We start from the raw sequence: 17,527 nt of genomic DNA on the forward strand, positions 1-17,527 counted from the left end.
GTCAGGGTCTCGCTAGGCTGGCCGGCATGACCGCCGATCCCGCGGACGACACCCGCACCCGGATCCTGCGCGCCGCGCTCGACCTGTTCGCCGAGCACGGCTACCAGCGCACCTCGCTGCGCCAGATCGGCGAGCGGCTGCGGCTCACCAAGACCGCGATCCTGTACCACTTTCCGGCCAAGGAGCATCTGCTCGCCGCACTGGTCGAGCCGTTGGTGGCGGACCTGGAGGCGCTGCTCGACTCGGCGCAGAATCAGCCCACCGAGCAGGCCCGGTGGGCGGTGGTGGAGGGCTGGGTGGACATCATGCTCGCCCATCGCCGCCCCCTCGGCATGCTCTTCCACGACATCGCGCTGATCGGCCGGGGCGACACGTACCACCGGCTCATGGAGGTCGCGATGCGGGCCAACGACCTCATCGCCGGGCCGAACGCGGGCCGGCGCGAGCGGGTCTCCGCGGTGCAGGCGTTGGGCGCGTGCAGCGACCCGATCGTCTTCTTCACCGACGTGTCCGACGAGGTGCTGCGCGCCGACATGCTCGACGGCGTACGCCGACTGCTCGCCCCGCTGCCCCCGGGTCCGACGGCCGAGCCGCCGACGACCCTGCCGTCGACGCACCAGACTCCGACCCACCCAGCCTCGGCCCACGCAACCCGGACGCACGCGACCGCGACGGGCGCGGGCCCGGCGAGCGGGAGCCCGGCGACGCTACCGGGCGCGGCCAGCGGCGCGGGGGTGGCGAGCGGCGCGGGGGTGGCGAGCGGCGCGGGGGTGGCCAGCCGGCGGCGACGGCCGGGACGACCGCCCGCGCTGGGCCGGGAGCAGATCGAGGCGGCCCGACGGATGCACGCGGCGGGCACCCACTCGGTGGACGACATCGCCGCCGAGCTGGGTGTCTCGCGGGCCACCGTCTACCGCCACCTGACCGTCTAATAATGAGACAGTTTGGAGACTATTTCGAGACGGTTGTGATTCGGTGTTTCAGGCCGCCAGCGTGGCGTAGCGGCCGTTGCGGTCCAGCAGGCTGTCGTGGGTGCCGGCCTCGATGATCCGACCGTGGTCGAGCACCGCGATCTGGTCGGCGTCGCGAACGGTGGAGAGCCGGTGCGCGATGGTGATCGTGGTGCGCCCCTGGGCGAGCAGGTCGAAGGCCCGCTGTACGGCGCGTTCGGTCTCGGTGTCCAGCGCGCTGGTGGCCTCGTCCAGGACCAGGATGCGCGGGTCACGCAGCAGCGTCCGGGCGATGGCGAGGCGCTGCTTCTCACCGCCGGAGAACCGGTGCCCACGTGAGCCGACCATGGTGTCGTACCCGTCGGGCAGCCCGGCGATCAGGTCGTGGATCTGGGCGGCACGGGCGGCGTCCTCGATCTCGGTGTCGGTGGCCTGCGGGCGGGCGTAGCGCAGGTTCTCCCGGACCGTGGTGTGCAGCAGGTACGTCTCCTGGCTGACCACGCCGACGATCGCGGCCAGGTCGGCCAGGCGCAGGTCGCGCAGGTCGACGCCGTCGACGGTGATCCGGCCGGCGGTCGGGTCGTGCAGGCGGCTCACCAGCCCGGCGAGGGTGCTCTTGCCGGAGCCGGTCTCGCCGACCAGGGCGAGGCTGGTGCCGGCGGGCACGTCGAGGGTGATCCCGGCGAGGGCGGCGGTGTCGCTGCCCGGGTAGCCGAAGGTGACGTCCTCCAGGCGCAGGTGGCCGCGGACCCGGGCGGGGTCGAGGCGGACCGGCTCGGTGGGGTCGGCCACGTCGACCGGTAGGTCCAGGTATTCGAAGATCCGGGCGAAGAGCGCCAGCGACGCGGTGAGCGAGACACCCACGTTGAGCAGGCCCATCAACGGTCGGAACAGGCCGCCCTGCAGAGCCGTGAAGGCGACCAGGGTGCCGATGCTCAGCGTGCCGGCGGTGCCGGGCAGGCCGGCAGCGAGGTAGATGACCGCCGGTACGGCGGCGAAGATGATGCTCATCGAGGCCATCCGCCAGCGGCCGGCCAGCTCACTGCGCAGCTCCAGGTCGACCAGGCGGGCCGAGGAGGCGGTGAACCGGTCGATCAGCGCCGGACCGGTGCCCAGGGTCTTGGCCAGCTGTACGCCACTGATCGAGAGCCCCTCCTCCACCGTGACGTTGAGGTCGGCGAGCTCGCGTTGCCGTTGGGCGGTGATCTCGCGGCGCATCCGGGCGACCCGACGGGTCAGCCAGATGGCCGGCGGCAGCACCACGAGCGAGACCAGGGAGAGCTGCCAGGAGAGCGCGACCATGGCGACCGCCGTGGCGACGACTGTGGTGAGGTTGGCCGCGACGGCGGTGGCGGTGGAGGTGACCACCGACTGCATGCCGCCGATGTCGTTGGTGATCCGGGACTGCACCTCGCCGGTGCGGGTGCGGGTGAAGAAGCCCAGTGACTGGCGCTGGAGGTGGCTGAAGACGTCCGTGCGCAGCCGGTGCATGACCCGCTGGCCGACCTGGGTGGAGATCCAGGTCTGCACGACGCCGAGGGCGGAGGTCACCGCCGCGACGGCGACCATGCCGACGACAAGCCAGACCAGCAGCGTCACGTCGCCCTGCGGCAGGGCCCGGTCGATCACGGCGCGCAGCAGGAACGGGGTGGCCATCGCGATGATCGAGGAGACCACGATGATCGCGACGACGGCGGCCAGCGCGGGCCGGTGGGGGGTGAACAGGCGGCCGATGCGGCGCAGGGACACCTGACGGGCCTGCGTCTTCTCTTCGGCGCTGAGGGTGCGGTGGCCGCGGTCGCGGCCCATCGGGGTGGGTTCCAAGGGGGTACTACCTTTCGTTGGCGATATTGCTGAGGTTACCTCATCATGAGGTAGCAACCACATCTCCTGCTACCGTATTCCGGTGACCGAGCACACCGTCGACAACGCCGACGACGAGAGCCTGGCGGAGACGTTCTGGGCGGTGGCGTCCCGGCTGCGTCGGCAGACCCGGGACTCCCTGGTGCCCTGGGACGTCACCCCCAGCCAGTCCCGGGCCCTCGGCGTGCTGGCCCGGCACGGCGAGGTACGCCCCGGCACCCTCGCCGAGCACCTGCGCATCGCGCCCCGCTCGGCGACCGAGGTCGTCGACGACCTCCAGACCCGAGGGCTGGTCGAGCGCCGGCCCGACCCGGCCGACCGCCGGGCGACCCTGGTCGCGCTCACCGAGGAGGGCGACCGGGTCAGCACCGCCATCCGGGCCGCCCGCCGGGCCGAGGCGGACCGCTTCTTCGGCCACCTGGACGACACCGACCGCGCCGAACTGGCCCGCATCCTGCGTACCCTGCGCGGCTGAGACCTGCGGGTTTGCCCACGCCGCGCCCGGGTAGCCAGCGGCCCCGTCTCACCGCGGGCCCCGCCACCACCAGTCGGGGAGACCTGATCAGGAGGGGCCATGTCTGCCCTGGACCAGCACCGTCCCGGCTGATGTGCGGGATCAGCGGGGAGGCGCGATTCGACGGTCGCTCACCAGACGCGGCGGCGGTCACCCGGATGACCGAGGCGATGCGCTCACGCGGGCCGGACGACGAGGGCCTGTCCGCCGAGGGCTGGGTGACCCTCGGGCACCGTCGACTGACCATCATCGACCTGTCCGACGCGGGCGGGCAGCCGATGGTCCGCGACGACCTGGGCCTGGCACTGGTCTTCAACGGCTGCGTCTACAACTACCCGGAGCTGCGCGAGGAGTTACGCCGGGCCGGGTACGCCTTCCACTCCACCAGCGACACCGAGGTGATCCTGGTGGCGTACGCCCACTGGGGTGAGCGTTTCGTCGACCACCTGGTCGGCATGTTCGCGATCGGGCTGGTCGACCGGGCCCGGCGGCGGCTGATCCTGGCCCGCGACCGGCTCGGCATCAAACCGCTCTACCTCGCCGAGACACCGGGCCGGCTGCGGTTCGCCTCCACCCTACCCGCGCTGCTGGCCGCCGGCGACGTCGACACCGGCATCGACCCGGTGGCGCTGCACCACTACCTGTCCTGGCACTCCATCGTGCCCGCGCCCCGGACCGTGCTGCGCGGCGTGCGCAAGCTCCCGCCGGCCACCCTGCGGGTGATCGAGGCCGACGGGACCAGCCGCGAGGAGGTTTACTGGCGACCCGACTACCTGCGGGAGCCCGCCGACGCGGGGATGGACGCCGCCGACTGGCGGGCCGCGATCGGCGAGGCGCTGCGCGCGGCGGTACGCCGACGGCTGGTCGCCGACGTACCGGTGGGGGTGCTGCTCTCCGGCGGACTGGACTCCAGCCTCATCGTGGCGTTGCTCGCCGAGGCCGGCCAGCAACACCTGCGGACCTTCAGCATCGGCTTCGACAGCCGCGGCGGCGAGTCCGGCGACGAGTTCCACTACTCCGACCTGGTGGCCCGCGCGTACGACACCGACCACCATCGGATCCGACTGGCCGACGACGACCTGGTGCCCGCCGTACGGCGCGCCGTGCTGGCGATGACCGAGCCGATGGGCAGCCACGACGTGGTCGCCTTCCACCTGCTCTCCGAGCAGGTGGCGCAGCACGTGAAGGTGGCCCAGTCCGGGCAGGGCGCCGACGAGGTGTTCGCCGGCTACGGCTACCACCAGCCATTGGTCGAGGCGCCCCGGCACGGTGCCGCCGAGACGTTCGCCGCGGCGTTCTTCGACCGCGACCACGACGAGCTGCGCCGCATCGTCGGCCCGGCGTACGCGCTGGAGCACGACGCCAGCCGGGACCTGCTCACCGGTCACCTCGCCGCGCCCGGGGCGCAGACCGCGCTGGACGCCGTGTTGCGCCTGGACACCCACCTGATGCTCCCCGACGACCCGGTCAAGCGGGTGGACAGCATGAGCATGGCGTGGGGTCTGGAGGTGCGTACACCCTTTCTCGATCAGGACCTGGTCACCCTTGCCGCGCACTGCCCGCCGGAGCACAAGGTGAGCCAGGGCGGCAAGGGCGTGCTCAAGGAAGTCGCCCGGGAGGTGCTGCCGGCCGAGGTGGTCGACAGGCCCAAGGGTTACTTCCCGGTGCCGGCGCTGCGCAACGTGGACGGACCCGTGCGCGAGCTGGTCGCCGAGGCGTTGCAGGCACCGGCCGCGCGCGAACGGGGGCTGTTCCGCCCGGAGTACGTGGCACATCTGCTGGCCGAGCCGGACCGGGCAGAGGCCGCGGCCGGCAGCAACAAGCTGTGGCAGATCGGCCTGCTGGAGCTGTGGCTCCAGACCCACGACATCCGCTGAAGCGTGCCCGGTCAGACCGCCGCCGTGCGGGCGATCAGGTCGTCGAGGACAGCGCCCAGGTCGCCGGCGCGCTCCAGCACCCGCCGCTGCCGGGTGGCGCCGGTGCCGTCGCGACGCAGCCGGGCGAGCTGCGCCAACACGTACCCGAGGTCGCCGTGGCGCAGCAGGGCCGGGGCGATCACCGCCATCATCTCGTCGACGAGCGCCCAGGCGGGGCGGGTGCCGCCGGCCCGCAGATCGATCAGCTCACCGTCGAGACCGTCGTGGGCGGCCCGCCAGTGCGCCGCCGCGACCAGGCAGTCCCGGACGTTCGGCGCGTCCACCCCGGCGCTTACGTCGTCGGCGAGGGTGGCGACGAGGGATCGGACCAGCGCGGCGACCAGCACCGCGTCGTCCACCTCGGTGCAGACGTCACCGACCCGTACCTCCACAGTGGGGTAGGTCGACGACGGCCGGGCGTACCAGTAGACCATCGCCGCGTCGAGCATGATCCCGGCGGCGATCAGCTCATCGACGGTGCTGTCGTAGTCGGCGCCGGAGTCGAAGTACGGCGTCGGTCCGATGCTGGGCCAGCGTTCCAACTGCATCGAGCGCCAACTGGCGTGCCCGGTGTCGCACCCGTCGTGCAGCGGCGAGTTGGTGGTGATCGCCTGCACCACCGGCAGCCACACCCGCAGGTGGTTGCAGACCTGCACGGCCAGTTCCCGGTCGGGCAGGCCGACGTGCACGTGGCAGCCGCACACCGCCGGGTCGTGCGCCACCGGACCGTACCGGCGCGACATCGCGTGGTAGCGCGGTTCGTCGGGGACCGTCCGGTGCGGCTCCGCCACCGGGGTGGCACCGACCGCCACCAGCCGAGCCCCGGCCGCCGTGGCCGCGTCGGCGGCGGAGCGGCGCAACGCCACCAGGTGCGCGCGCAGGTCGCTGAGGTCGGCGCAGACCGGGGTGACCATCTCCACCATGCTGTGCCGGAACTCCTGGCGGCTCTGCTCCCGGGCGGGGCCGCGCAGCGCGGCGAGCACCTGGTCGGCCACCGGCAGGTTCCGGCCGCTGTCCGGGTCGAGCAGCAGGAACTCCTCCTCCACGCCGAGCGTGAGGATGGACAGGTCGGGCGCGGTGTCGACGGCGGTCGGTCGGTACGCCATGGCCCCTCCCATCCACTGCTGCGGCGGTGCCTCGGGTTCCCGGCCGCCCCTGCGGCAAACGCGCCGCAGTGCGTCGCGCGTGCGGTGAGGAAGGCCCGTTCGGCCGCGTTGTCCGCCAGGGCGACGGCCGTCCGGTACGCCTCGACGCACGCCTCGGTGCGGGGAACGTGAGGCCCCCGCTTCCTCGATAGCATCGGCCGTCCTGCTCGCCAGGCGTCGGTGAGCGCCGAAAGCGGGAGCGATGAGGTGACCGACGACCGGCTGACGACGCTAGCCGCCGATCAACCCTTGGACTCGCGGCGTACGACAACGCACGCCCGACCGTGCCGATCACCTTCACGGCCGCCGATCTGGCCGAGCTCGGCCCCGACGAGGTCCTCGTCGGGAAGACACCGAGCAGCCACAAGAAAGTGACCGAGCGGGAGTACCGCAAGCGGGTGAAGAACGCCTGCTGAACTACCCGGTGGACGCCAACGCCAGCTCGTCGCGCAGCTCGCCGAGCTGGCGACCGACCTCTCATCCTCCTTCATCCGATCGGCCGCCACCCCGATCGACAGGTCGGCAGGATGTTTCGCGGCGATCGACCCGGCCCCGGCGGTCGCGCCCCCTTTGCTCTGCACCCGCGGAGGCGACACAGTGCGCCGCCCCACGTCATCCCCGGCGGCCACCCCGGTCCGCACGCCGCACGGTGCCGCCACGAACACCACGGCAGCCACGCCATGTGATGCGGCCACGAACACCCCCGGCGGATACACCAGGTGACGCCGCCGCGGCCCGCACGCCGGACCGCGCCAGCAGGGTCGGCCTGGCGGCACGCCGGGTGGCGCCTCCGCGGGTGCAGAGCAAAGGACCAATGACTGGGGTACGGTCCGTCGCCCGCCACCACCGCCCACGGCAGCCACCACCGCTGACGGCAACCACCACCGCCCACGGCAACCACCGCCCACGGCAACCACCGCCCACGGCAGTCACCCGCCCACGGCAACCACCGCCCACGGCAGTCACCCGCCCGCGGCAGCCACCGCCCCAGCGCAGCCACCGCCACCGCCGCGCAGCCACCCACCGCAGCCGTCGCGGTCGACGCCGGTTGTCATGCCCGCGACGGTTGTGGGTAGACCCCGGTGTGGTCGACGGCTTGCGGGTGGTCGTGGTGGGTGCCGGTTTCTCCGGGCTCGCCGCCGCGCTGGCGCTCGCCCGTGCCGGCGCCCAGGTGCGGGTGCTGGAGGCCCGCGACCGGGTGGGCGGTCGGGTGCTGACCCGGTGGCTGCCCGAGCTCACGCAACTCGACCTGGGCGCGCAGTGGATCGGCCCGACCCAGGACCGGATGTACGCGCTGGCCGCCGAGCACGGGCTGGCCACCTTCGCCTCGGCGTCGGTCGGCGCACCCACAGTGCTCTGGGCCGGTGCGCGCCGGGCCGAGCCGTCGGCGCAGGTCGGCCGGGTGCTCGGCCTGCTCGACGAGTACGCCGCACGGCTGGACCCGGCCGAACCCTGGGCGACGCCGGAGGCCGCACCGTGGGACCGGACGACCCTCGGCGGGTGGCTCGCCGCCACGGCCGGGGACGACGACACCGCCGCCTACCTGGGGCGGGTGCTCGCCGGTGGGCTGCTGGCCACCGGCGCGGACGAGCTGTCCCTGTTGCACCTGCTGTTCTACCTGCGCAGCGCCGGCGGGACCGGGCCTCTGTTGGGGATGGCGGGTGGCGCGCAGCAGGACCGGATCGTGGGCGGGCCGCCGGCGCTGGCCGAACGGATGGCCACCGCCCTGCCACCGGGCGCGCTGACGCTGGCCGCGCCGGTGCGGGCCATCGAACAGACCGTCGACGGCGCGACGGCGTGGACCGACACCGGGCGCGTCGACGGCGACGCCGTGGTGGTCGCGCTGGCCCCGGCACTGGCCGGCCGGATCCGGTACGACCCGCCGCTGCCTCCGCTACGGGACGGGTTGACCCAACGGATGCCGATGGGGTCGGCGCTGAAGGTGCACGCCGTCTACCCGGAGCCGTTCTGGCGTGCCGACGGGTGCTCCGGGGTAGCCACCGCCAGCGTGGGTCCGCTCACCGAGACGGTCGACAACTCCACCCCCACCTCGCCGCTCGGGGTGCTGACCGGGTTCAGCTACTCCACCGACGCGGCCACGCTGCGCGGCATGTCCCCCGCGGGACGTCGGCAATGTCTACTGGAGGCGTTCGCCGGGGTGGTCGGGACGCGCGCCGAGGACCCGGTGGACTTCATCGAGTACGACTGGTCCGCCGACGAGTGGACCCGGGGCTGCTTCTCCGGTGCGCTGATTCCGGGCACGTGGCGGACGTACGGCCCGCACCTGCGGACGCCGGTGGGGCGGGTGTACTGGGCGGGCACCGAGACGGCCACCCGCTGGAGTGGCTATCTGGAGGGCGCGGTGCGCGCCGGTGAACGGGCGGCGGCCGAGGTGCTGGCCGGCTGAGCGGCACAACCGTGGCCGGCCCGGTCTCGGCGGGACCGGGCCGGCCACGGCCCTGGGTGCCACCCGGCCGGCCCGATCCCTGCGGGCCGGGCCGGCGCGGGTGCCCCGGTCAGGGGTAGGTGGTCAGGTACACCGTCTGGTTGGCCGCGTTCGCGGTGCCACCGGCGTTGTTGATCACCCGGTTGATGGTGCCGACGCCACCGAGCGAGACGGTCACCATGTTCGTGAAGCGCACGTTCGAGTTGACGGGCACCTCGAAGGACCGCTCCTCGACCACCGCGGGGTTGACGTTGAAGTAGCTATAGCTACCCAGCCCGTACGCCTGGTGACTGGTCACCGAGTCGGCGACCTTGTACGCGGCGTACCCCCGGGTCGACCCGTTCATCCAGGCCGCCTGGTTCGGTACGTCGTAGGGCAGCTCGTTCTGGTAGAAGTAGGTCCGCCCGCCGTTGCCGTTCCAGATGGTCTGGTACTTCTGGTAGTGCTCGACGAAGAGGCCGTACATGGTGACGTTGTCGCCGTTGACGGTGAGCCCGGTGTCGGCGGTGTTCAGCGTCCACCCGGTCGGTACGCCGCTGGCGGCGTGGTCGGCCCGCCACAGCCACATGTGGTCGCCGATCACGTTGTCGCTGTTGACGGTCAACGTGTTGGTGGCCCTGCCGATGTGTGGCCCGCCGATGCGGAAGAACACGTCGTGCAGCGAGGTCGGGTTCGAGGCGTGGCTCGCGGACGAGCCGGACGGCCCGACCTCCATCAGCACCGGCGAGTTCGTGGTGCCGGCCTCGAACATGATGCCGGCGACCTTGACCCCGTCCACGTCGGCGACCCGCATGCCCACGGTGCCGTTGTCGGTCTGGATGGTGGCCAGGCCGAGGCCGAGGATCACCGTGTCGGCCCGGTTGACCTGGATCGGCTCGGTGATCCGGTGCACGCCCGGGGTGAAGAGCAGGTGCTTGCCCTGGGCGAGGGCGGTGTTGATGGTGGCGGCGCTGGTGCCGGGCTGGACGACGAAGAACTGCGACAGCGACAGGGACGAGCCGGCCGGGGTCTTGTTGTACCAGCTGGTGCCGGTGGAGTTGGTGCGCAGCGCGGGCACGAAGACCCGGTACTCACCGCTGCCGGTCACGTACAGGAACGGCTTCTCGCGGACCTGGGGGGTCTGCGGGATGACGGTGTGCGACGGGTTGGGGAAGCTCGGCGCGGGAGCGCCGTTGACGCCCTGGAAGACCATGTTCCAGACCGAACCGGTCCAGCCGTTGCCGAACTCGCTGTTGCGGGAGTACCACTGCTGCTGCGAGCCGGAGACGACGAGGCCGTCGATGCGGGTGTCGGCCAGCAGGCCGCCGCTGGACCAGCCGTCGCCGCCGTTCCAGAGTTGGATCTGGTTCTGCGCGCCGCGCAGGTGCATCCGCCGGTACGGCGCGGCCTGGGACACCGCCCAGCGCTCCACGGTCTGCCCGGCGGGCAGGGTGACCGACAGGTTCTCGGCGGCCCGCCAGAAGTTCTGGGTGGCGTTGCCGCCGAACCAGAACGCCTCGGTGCGCACGTGGCCGTTGAGGTTGACGTCGTCGGGGCTCATGCCGAGGCCGGCGACCTGGGTGAAGAAGCCGAGGTTGACGTCGGCGGTGTAGGTGCCGGGCTTGAACAGCACGGCGTAGCGCTGCGGGCCGAACTGGTTGGTCTCCTGCTGCGTGAACAGGGTGTTGAGTCGACTCTGGATCGTCGACGTCGGCGTGCTCGGGTCGAAGACGAACGTGTTCGATCCGAGGTTCGGGTTGTACGGGTCGGTGGGCGTCACCGGGGGTTCGTTGGTGCCGCCGCCGGTCTCGCCGTAGACCTGGAACTCCCAGAGCGAGTAGCCGTAGCCGGTACCGCGGGCGGTGCCGTACATGCGGACGTAGCGGCCGGCGCCGGAGACGGTGAGGTTCTGGGTGCCGCCGGTGCTGGTGGTGGTCGAGTAGATCGTGGTCCAGGTGGACCCGTTGTCGGAGGTCTGCAGCTGGAAGGCCCGCCCGTAGGCACCCTCCCAGAGCAGGTTGACCTGGGTGATGGTGGCGCGGGCGCCCAGGTCGACCTGGAGCCACTGCGGGTCGCTGAACGCGCTGGACCAACGGCTGCCGGTGTTGCCGTCGACAGCGGCGGCGGCGGGGGTTCCGCCGTTCTCGGTGGACGAGGCGGTGGCCGTACGGCCCTGGGACAGCAGGACGGGGGCGGCCTGCGCGGGTGCGGTGGCTCCGGTCGGCGTGAGCGTCGCGACCAGGGCCACAGTGAGCCCGACAAGCAGGTGGCGCACGACCCGGGGACGCGGGCGTACTGATGTAGCACGAGATGTCATGACATCGCCTGTCGATAGGGGGTTACGGGTTGCCGCACGGATGGGATCGAACTCGCCCGTGACGCCGTGGATGGTGCCGCCGACGCGGTGCCGCGGGGAGGAGAGCGCTCTCGTAGGAGTGTTGCGGCGAGATTGCGGCGGCGTCAAGACATCGATCTATAACTTCGTTATTTATCCCGAGGATTCTTTTTGGGTAATTTGCCGGCGGCCTGCGGAGTCGTGCTCCGTCAGCGTCGGACGCCACCCTCGGTGAGGAAGCGGGCGATCGGGAGGGTTGCCGCGCCCAACGCCACCGCGTCCACCCCGAGCCGGCACAACTCGATCGACGCCTGCTCGTACGGCTGGCGCAGCGCCTGCCGACCGGCGGCCTCCCGCACGGCCGGCAGCAGGTCACCGAGGGCCATCGCCGCCCAGCCGCCGAGCACCACGCGCTCCGGGTTGAACAGGTTGATCAGGTTCGCCACCCCGGCACCGAGGTAGCCCGCGGTGTCCTCCAGGACCCGTCGAGCGGTGGCCGAGGTCGCGGCGGCGGCGACCAGCGCGGCGATCTGGGACTCCTCGTCCTCGCCCGGCACCGGTCGACCGCGGCGTGCCTCCCGGTAGCGGTCGATGATCGCCTCGGCCCCCACGTACGCCTCCAGACAACCGCGCGCGCCGCACCGGCAGACCCGACCGCCGTACACCAGGGTGGTGTGCCCCCACTCCCCCGCGCTGCTGGACGCGCCCCGGTAGGTAGCGCCGTTGGTCACCACCGACGCGCCGACACCGGAGCCGACCAGCGCGAAGACGGCGTGCCGGGCGCCCCGGCCGGCACCGAACCACATCTCGGCCTGACCCAGGGTCTTCGCGCCGTTGTCGATGTGCAGCGGCAGGTCGGTGCCGGCCCCGATCAGCCGCTCCAGCGGCACCCGGTCCCAGCCGAGGGCCTGGGCGTGCACGACGGCTTCGGCGCCCTGCTCGACCACGCCGGAGACGCCGATGCCGACGCCGAGCACGTCGCCGGGGGTCACCCCGGCCTGGCCGGTGACCGCGTCGATGCCGGCCAGCACGTGCCCGGCCACCAGGTCGGGCTCGGTACGGGCCGGGTCGAGCGGGTACTCGATGCTGGCCAGCAGGGTCATCGCGAAGTCGAACAGCTCCACCCGGACCCGGGTCTCGCCGACGTCCACGCCGATCACGAAGGCGAAGCGGGGCGCGATCCGCAGCAACATGCTGGGCCGGCCGCCGTCGGACTCGGCGGCGCCGGCCTCGACGACCAGCCCTTCGTCGATCATGTCGGCCACGACGTTGCTGACCGCGGGTTGGCTCAGCCCGGTGCTGCGCACCAGGTCCTGCCGGGTGAGCGGGCCGTCCAGGAAGAGCTTGGTCAGCAGGGCGGACCGGTTGCGCAACCGCACGCTGCGGTTGGTGGCACGCGCCAGCTCCACTCGTCACCTCGTTCCCGTCGGCCGTTCGAGGCGACTGTAACCGCCTCGTGCTTGACGACCCACCAGCCAGCAACTTTAATGACGACATAAATTAAGCCGTGATGTAACTCCCGGGAAACGCCGACGGACCCCGACGGCGCACCCCCGAACCCCTGTCCGCGGCCGGCCCCCGTCACCCGACCCCTATCGGTGACGAAGGCCGGCGGACCCCCACCACGCACCGGAAGGGCTGACCCGTGTCGAAACGACACCTCGGGATATTCACCGCCGCCGTACTGGCGGCCGCATCGCTGACCGCCTGCGGAGGCTCCGGCGACGACTCCGCCGCATCGCCCAAGACGCTCACCTACTGGGCCAGCAACCAGGGCGCCAGCCTGGAGGCCGACAAGGCCACCCTCCAGCCGGAGCTGGACAAGTTCGAGAAGCAGACCGGGATCAAGGTCACCGTCGAGGTGGTCCCCTGGTCGGACCTGCTCAACCGTCTGCTGGCCGCCGCCACCTCGGGCAAGGGCCCGGACGTGGTGAACATCGGCAACACCTGGTCGGCGTCGTTGCAGGCCACCGGCGCGCTGGTCGAGTTCGACGACGCCACCCTGCAGGCCGTCGGCGGCAAGGACCGGATCGTGCCCGCTGCGCTCGCCGCCGCCGGCGCACCCGGCAAGCCGCCGGCCGCCGTGCCGCTCTACTCCATGGCGTACAGCCTCTACTACAACAAGAAGATGTTCGCCGACGCCGGCATCACCGCTCCGCCGACCACCTGGGAGCAGGTCGTCGAGTACGGCAAGAAGCTGAGCACCGGCGGCAAGTGGGGCCTGGCCGTCGAGGGCGCGAACCCCTCGGAGAACGCCCACCACGCCTTCACCTTCAGCCAGCAGTACGGCGGCGAGTGGTTCGACTCGGCCGGCAAGCCGACCTTCGACACCCCGCAGAACGTGTCGGCGATCAAGCGGTACATCGACTTCATGGCCGCCGACAAGATCACCAACCCGAGCAACGCGGAGTACGCGCAGAACCAGTCGGTCTCCGACTTCGCCAACGGCAAGGCCGCCATGCTGCTGTGGCAGTCCGCCGGGTCGAACCTGAAGACGCAGAACATGCCCGCCGACGCGTACGGGGTGGCCCCGGTGCCGTTCCTGGCCAGCCCGCCGGCCGGCGGCAAGAAGGTCAACAGCATGGTCGCCGGGATCAACATGGCGGTCTTCAAGCACACCAAGAACAAGGACGGCGCGCTGAGCTTCGTCAAGTTCATGACCAGTGACGAGGAGCAGACGATCCTCAACAAGACGTACGGCTCGCTGCCGGCCGTGAAGACGGCGGCCTCCGACCCGGCGTTCACCGCTGCGGAGCAGAAGACCATCCAGGAGACCCTGGTCACCACCGCGGCCCCGCTGCCGCAGGTGCCCGAGGAGAGCACCTTCGAGACCCTGGTCGGCACCGCGATGAAGGAGCTGTTCGCCGACGCGGCCAGCGGCAAGCCGGTCACCGAGGACTCGGTGAAGGCGAAGCTGACCGACGCGCAGCAGAAGATGCGCTGACCGAGGCGTGACCGGTGGCCGTGGTCGGGTGCTGAACCCGACCACGGCCACCGCCTCCGAGAGGACCCTGATGGCAACCAGCACCACCGCGCCGGACGCCGACCGGCGCGAATCCCGGGCCGGGTCACCGCCGCGCAAGCCCGCCCGCCGGCCCCGCGGCCCCCGCCGCTCACTTCTGCCGTACCTGCTGCTCGGCCCGGCCATCGTGCTGGAACTCGCCATCCACGTGATCCCCATGGTCGTCGGGGTCTGGATGAGCCTGCTGGAGCTGACCCAGTTCCACATCCGCGACTGGTCCACCGCACCCTTCGTCGGGTTGGAGAACTACCGGGCGACGCTCGACCTGAACAGCGCCGCCGGCAAGGAACTGCTGCACTCGTTCTGGATCACCCTGGCCTACAGCGTGCTCTCGGTCGGGTTCGCCTGGCTGCTCGGCATCTCAGCCGCGGTCGTGCTGCAACGGCCGTTCCGGGGGCGGGCGATCCTGCGGGCGCTGTTCCTCACCCCGTACGCGCTTCCGGTCTACGCCGCCGTGATCACCTGGAGCTTCCTGCTGCAGCGTGACACGGGCCTGGTCAACCACGTGCTCGTGGACCAGCTCGGGCTGCTCGACGATCGGCCGTTCTGGCTGATCGGCGACAACAGTTTCTGGTCGCTGCTGGTGGTGTCGGTCTGGCGCAACTGGCCGTTCGCCTTCCTCTGCCTGATGGCCGGGTTGCAGAACGTGCCCGGCGAGATGTACGAGGCCGCCGCGATCGACGGCGCCGGGTTCTGGCGTCGACTGCGCTCGGTCACCCTGCCGATGCTGCGGCCGGTCAACCTGGTGTTGCTGCTCGTGCTGTTCCTGTGGACGTTCAACGACTTCAACACCCCGTTCGTCCTCTTCGGCGGCTCCGCGCCGGAGCAGGCCGACCTGATCTCCATCCACATCTACCGCAGCTCCTTCAAGACCTGGGACTTCGGCTCCGGTTCGGCGATGTCCGTGGCGCTGCTGCTGTTCCTGATGGTCGTCTCGGCCGCGTACCTGCTGATCACCAACCGCCGGAGGAGCGACCATGCGTGAGACCGCCGGTGAGCGCTGGGGTCGGCGCATCGTGCTGACCTTCCTCACCCTCTTCGTGCTCGTTCCGCTCTACGTCATGGTCACCTCGGCGGCGAAGCCGTTGCAGGACGTGCAGAACGGCTTCACCTGGTGGCCCAGCCGGCCCACCCTGCAACCGTTCGTCGACATGTGGAGCACCGTCCCGCTGGCCCGGTACCTGGTGAACAGCCTGGTGGTGTCGAGCATCGCGGCGGTCTGCTCGGTGGCCGTGGCGATCTTCGCCGCGTTCGCGGTCAGCCGCTACCGGTTCCGCGGCCGGAGCCTCTTCTCGGTGACGGTGCTGTCCACGCAGATGTTCCCCGGCATCCTGTTCCTGCTGCCGCTGTTCCTCATCTACGTCAACCTGGGCAACGCCACCGGCATCGAGCTGTACGCCAGTCGCACCGGCCTGGTCATCACGTACCTGACCTTCTCGCTGCCGTTCTCGATCTGGATGCTGGTCGGCTACTTCGACTCGATCCCCCGGGGTCTGGACGAGGCGGCGCAGGTCGACGGCGCCGGTCCGCTGCGCACCCTGTTCCAGGTCATCCTGCCGGCCGCCGTGCCGGGCGTCGTCGCGGTCACCGTGTACGCGTTCATGACCGCGTGGGGTGAGGTGCTTTTCGCGTCGGTGATGACCGACGAGGGCAGCCGCACCCTGGCGGTCGGCCTGCAGGGCTACTCCACCCAGTTCAACGTCTACTGGAACCAGATCATGGCCGCCTCGCTGGTGGTCAGCATCCCGGTCGTCGTCGGGTTCCTGGCCCTGCAGCGCTATTTCGTCGCCGGTCTCACCGCCGGCGCGGTCAAGTGAGTCATCCAACCCCAGAGGAGAACCATCCCGTGCCCGACCTGTCCAAGCTGCCACCCGACTTCCTCTGGGGTGTCGCCACGGCGGCGTACCAGATCGAGGGGGCCGTCGACGTCGACGGCCGGGCGCCGTCCATCTGGGACACCTTCTCGGCGACCCCCGGCAAGGTCGACAACGGCGACACCGGCGCGGTGGCGTGCGACCACTACCACCGGTGGCCGGAGGACGTGGCGCTGCTGCGCCGGCTCGGCGTGGACGCGTACCGTTTCTCGGTGGCCTGGCCCCGGGTCATGCCCGACGGCGTCGGGCGGGTCAACGCCGCCGGGCTGGACTTCTACGACCGGCTCGTCGACACGCTGCTGGCCGACGGGATCCGACCGTTCGTCACGCTCTACCACTGGGATCTGCCTCAGGTTCTGCAGGACGCCGGTGGTTGGCCGCAGCGGGCCACCGCCGAGGCGTTCGCCGACTACGCGGCGGTGGTCGCCGGCCGCCTCGGCGACCGCGTCGCCGACTGGTGCACCGTGAACGAGCCGCTCTGCGTGTGCTGGATCGGGCACCTGGAGGGCAACATGGCCCCCGGCGAGCGCGACCTCACCCGCGCGGTGCACGCCTCGCACCACGTGCTGCTCGGGCACGGCCTGGCCACCCAGGCGATCCGCGCCAACGCCGCCCGGCCGGCCTCGGTGGGCCTGGTCGTCAACCTCAGCCCGATCGAGGCGGCGACCGACCGACCCGAGGACGTCGCGGCGGCCCGCCGGGCCGACGGGCACGTCAACCGGTGGTGGCTGGACCCGGTCCACGGGCGCGGCTACCCCGCCGACATGATCGCCACCTACGGGGTCGAGCCGCCGGTACGCGGCGACGACCTGGCGGTGATCGCCACGCCGACGGACTTCCTCGGGGTGAACTACTACTTCCGCCAGTTGGTGGTCGACGACCCGACCGGTCCGGCGCCGTTCGCGAAGCAGGTGCCGGTGCCCGGCTCGGTGGAGACCGCGATGGGCTGGGAGATGTACCCGGCGGGTCTGGAGCGGCTGCTCGTCGACGTGCACGAGGAGTACCGGCCGGGCCGGATCATCGTCACCGAGAGCGGCTCGGCGTGGCCGGACGAGGTCACCCCGGACGGCACCGTGGAGGACAAGGAACGCACCGACCACCTGGAGCAGCACCTGGCCGCGTGCGCGTCGGCGGTGGCCCGAGGCGTTCCCCTGGACGGCTACTTCGTCTGGTCACTGCTGGACAACTTCGAGTGGGCGTACGGCTATGACAAGCGCTTCGGGTTGGTGCACGTCGACTACGCCACCCAGCGCCGGACGGTGAAGGCCAGCGGTCTGCGCTACGCCGAGGTGATCCGCGCGCACCAGCGGCTCGCCCGCACCACCGGCACCGCGACGCCGGTGGCCTGAACGGGGGCGGTGGGGGGGGGGGGGGGGGGGGGCCCCCCCGGCCCCCCCCCCCCCCCCCCCCGGCCCGCCCCCCCCCCCCGCGGGCGGGGGGGGGCCGGCCCCGGGGGGGGCGGCGGCGGGGCCGGGGCCCCCGC

13 protein-coding genes are annotated in these 17,527 nt (G+C 71.7%); 9 read left to right on the forward strand and 4 right to left on the reverse strand.

Annotation, left to right across the window (positions count from 1 at the left end; all coding sequences use genetic code 11):
- The first annotated feature begins 26 nt into the window (after window positions 1-26).
- Window positions 27-932: a TetR family transcriptional regulator gene (locus ACZ6NZ_RS22805; RefSeq protein WP_465860035.1), complete on the forward strand. Its 906-nt coding sequence runs from the start codon at window positions 27-29 to the stop codon at window positions 930-932.
- Between the two features lie 48 nt (window positions 933-980).
- On the opposite strand, the gene ACZ6NZ_RS22810 is transcribed toward ACZ6NZ_RS22805, so the two are convergent.
- Window positions 981-2,759: an ABC transporter ATP-binding protein gene (locus ACZ6NZ_RS22810; protein ID WP_465860129.1), complete on the reverse strand. Its 1,779-nt coding sequence runs from the start codon at window positions 2,757-2,759 to the stop codon at window positions 981-983.
- Window positions 2,760-2,856: 97 nt separating this feature from the next.
- On the opposite strand from ACZ6NZ_RS22810, the gene ACZ6NZ_RS22815 reads away from it, so the two are divergent.
- Together ACZ6NZ_RS22815 and ACZ6NZ_RS22820 are read left to right on the forward strand one after the other, a co-directional pair.
- The gene (locus ACZ6NZ_RS22815; RefSeq protein ID WP_366606707.1) at window positions 2,857-3,288 is read left to right on the forward strand and encodes a MarR family winged helix-turn-helix transcriptional regulator; all 432 of its coding nucleotides are present in this window, start codon (window positions 2,857-2,859) and stop codon (window positions 3,286-3,288) included.
- Window positions 3,289-3,419: 131 nt separating this feature from the next.
- Window positions 3,420-5,204 (forward strand): N-acetylglutaminylglutamine amidotransferase, encoded by a 1,785-nt coding sequence (locus ACZ6NZ_RS22820; protein ID WP_465860036.1) that lies wholly within the window; start codon window positions 3,420-3,422, stop codon window positions 5,202-5,204.
- Between the two features lie 11 nt (window positions 5,205-5,215).
- Here ACZ6NZ_RS22820 and ACZ6NZ_RS22825 read toward each other — a convergent pair whose 3' ends face one another.
- Window positions 5,216-6,349, reverse strand: coding sequence for a carboxylate-amine ligase (locus ACZ6NZ_RS22825; protein ID WP_465860037.1), 1,134 nt, complete (start codon window positions 6,347-6,349; stop codon window positions 5,216-5,218).
- 323 nt (window positions 6,350-6,672) lie between these two features.
- On the opposite strand from ACZ6NZ_RS22825, the gene ACZ6NZ_RS22830 reads away from it, so the two are divergent.
- Both ACZ6NZ_RS22830 and ACZ6NZ_RS22835 read left to right on the forward strand, forming a co-directional pair.
- The gene (locus ACZ6NZ_RS22830; RefSeq protein ID WP_465860038.1) at window positions 6,673-6,804 is read left to right on the forward strand and encodes a hypothetical protein; all 132 of its coding nucleotides are present in this window, start codon (window positions 6,673-6,675) and stop codon (window positions 6,802-6,804) included.
- A gap of 668 nt (window positions 6,805-7,472) precedes the next feature.
- Window positions 7,473-8,795: a flavin monoamine oxidase family protein gene (locus tag ACZ6NZ_RS22835; RefSeq protein ID WP_465860039.1), complete on the forward strand. Its 1,323-nt coding sequence runs from the start codon at window positions 7,473-7,475 to the stop codon at window positions 8,793-8,795.
- A 109-nt stretch (window positions 8,796-8,904) separates the two neighbouring features.
- On the opposite strand, the gene ACZ6NZ_RS22840 is transcribed toward ACZ6NZ_RS22835, so the two are convergent.
- Entirely contained in the window at window positions 8,905-11,088 is a 2,184-nt protein-coding gene (locus ACZ6NZ_RS22840) for a discoidin domain-containing protein (protein ID WP_465860040.1), read from the reverse strand.
- 269 nt (window positions 11,089-11,357) lie between these two features.
- Complete coding sequence (locus ACZ6NZ_RS22845) at window positions 11,358-12,557, reverse strand: ROK family transcriptional regulator (RefSeq protein WP_465860041.1); 1,200 nt, start codon at window positions 12,555-12,557, stop codon at window positions 11,358-11,360.
- A gap of 236 nt (window positions 12,558-12,793) precedes the next feature.
- Between ACZ6NZ_RS22845 and ACZ6NZ_RS22850 the strand changes: the two genes are divergently transcribed.
- The 4 genes from ACZ6NZ_RS22850 (at window position 12,794) to ACZ6NZ_RS22865 (ending at window position 17,393) form a co-directional block, all read left to right on the forward strand.
- A complete protein-coding gene (locus ACZ6NZ_RS22850; protein WP_465860042.1) occupies window positions 12,794-14,092 on the forward strand; it encodes an ABC transporter substrate-binding protein in 1,299 nt (432 codons plus the stop codon).
- A 70-nt stretch (window positions 14,093-14,162) separates the two neighbouring features.
- A complete protein-coding gene (locus tag ACZ6NZ_RS22855; protein WP_465860043.1) occupies window positions 14,163-15,155 on the forward strand; it encodes a carbohydrate ABC transporter permease in 993 nt (330 codons plus the stop codon).
- Window positions 15,148-15,987 (forward strand): carbohydrate ABC transporter permease, encoded by an 840-nt coding sequence (locus ACZ6NZ_RS22860; protein WP_366606692.1) that lies wholly within the window; start codon window positions 15,148-15,150, stop codon window positions 15,985-15,987. Before ACZ6NZ_RS22855 ends, ACZ6NZ_RS22860 begins: the two co-directional genes overlap by 8 nt.
- Window positions 15,988-16,016: 29 nt before the next feature.
- A complete protein-coding gene (locus ACZ6NZ_RS22865) occupies window positions 16,017-17,393 on the forward strand; it encodes a GH1 family beta-glucosidase (protein WP_366606690.1) in 1,377 nt (458 codons plus the stop codon).
- The last annotated feature ends 134 nt before the right edge of the window (window positions 17,394-17,527 follow it).

Source organism: Micromonospora sp. NPDC047756 (assembly GCF_055587245.1).

Bases quoted from the DNA above. Each gene is read 5' to 3' on its own strand.
- ACZ6NZ_RS22825 (WP_465860037.1), bottom strand. From the start codon at position 6,349: ATGGCGTACCGACCGACCGCCGTCGACACCGCGCCCGACCTGTCCATC.
- ACZ6NZ_RS22855 (WP_465860043.1), top strand. From the start codon at position 14,163: ATGGCAACCAGCACCACCGCGCCGGACGCCGACCGGCGCGAATCCCGG.
- ACZ6NZ_RS22820 (WP_465860036.1), top strand. From the start codon at position 3,420: ATGTGCGGGATCAGCGGGGAGGCGCGATTCGACGGTCGCTCACCAGAC.
- ACZ6NZ_RS22810 (WP_465860129.1), bottom strand. From the start codon at position 2,759: ATGGGCCGCGACCGCGGCCACCGCACCCTCAGCGCCGAAGAGAAGACG.
- ACZ6NZ_RS22860 (WP_366606692.1), top strand. From the start codon at position 15,148: ATGCGTGAGACCGCCGGTGAGCGCTGGGGTCGGCGCATCGTGCTGACC.
- ACZ6NZ_RS22805 (WP_465860035.1), top strand. From the start codon at position 27: ATGACCGCCGATCCCGCGGACGACACCCGCACCCGGATCCTGCGCGCC.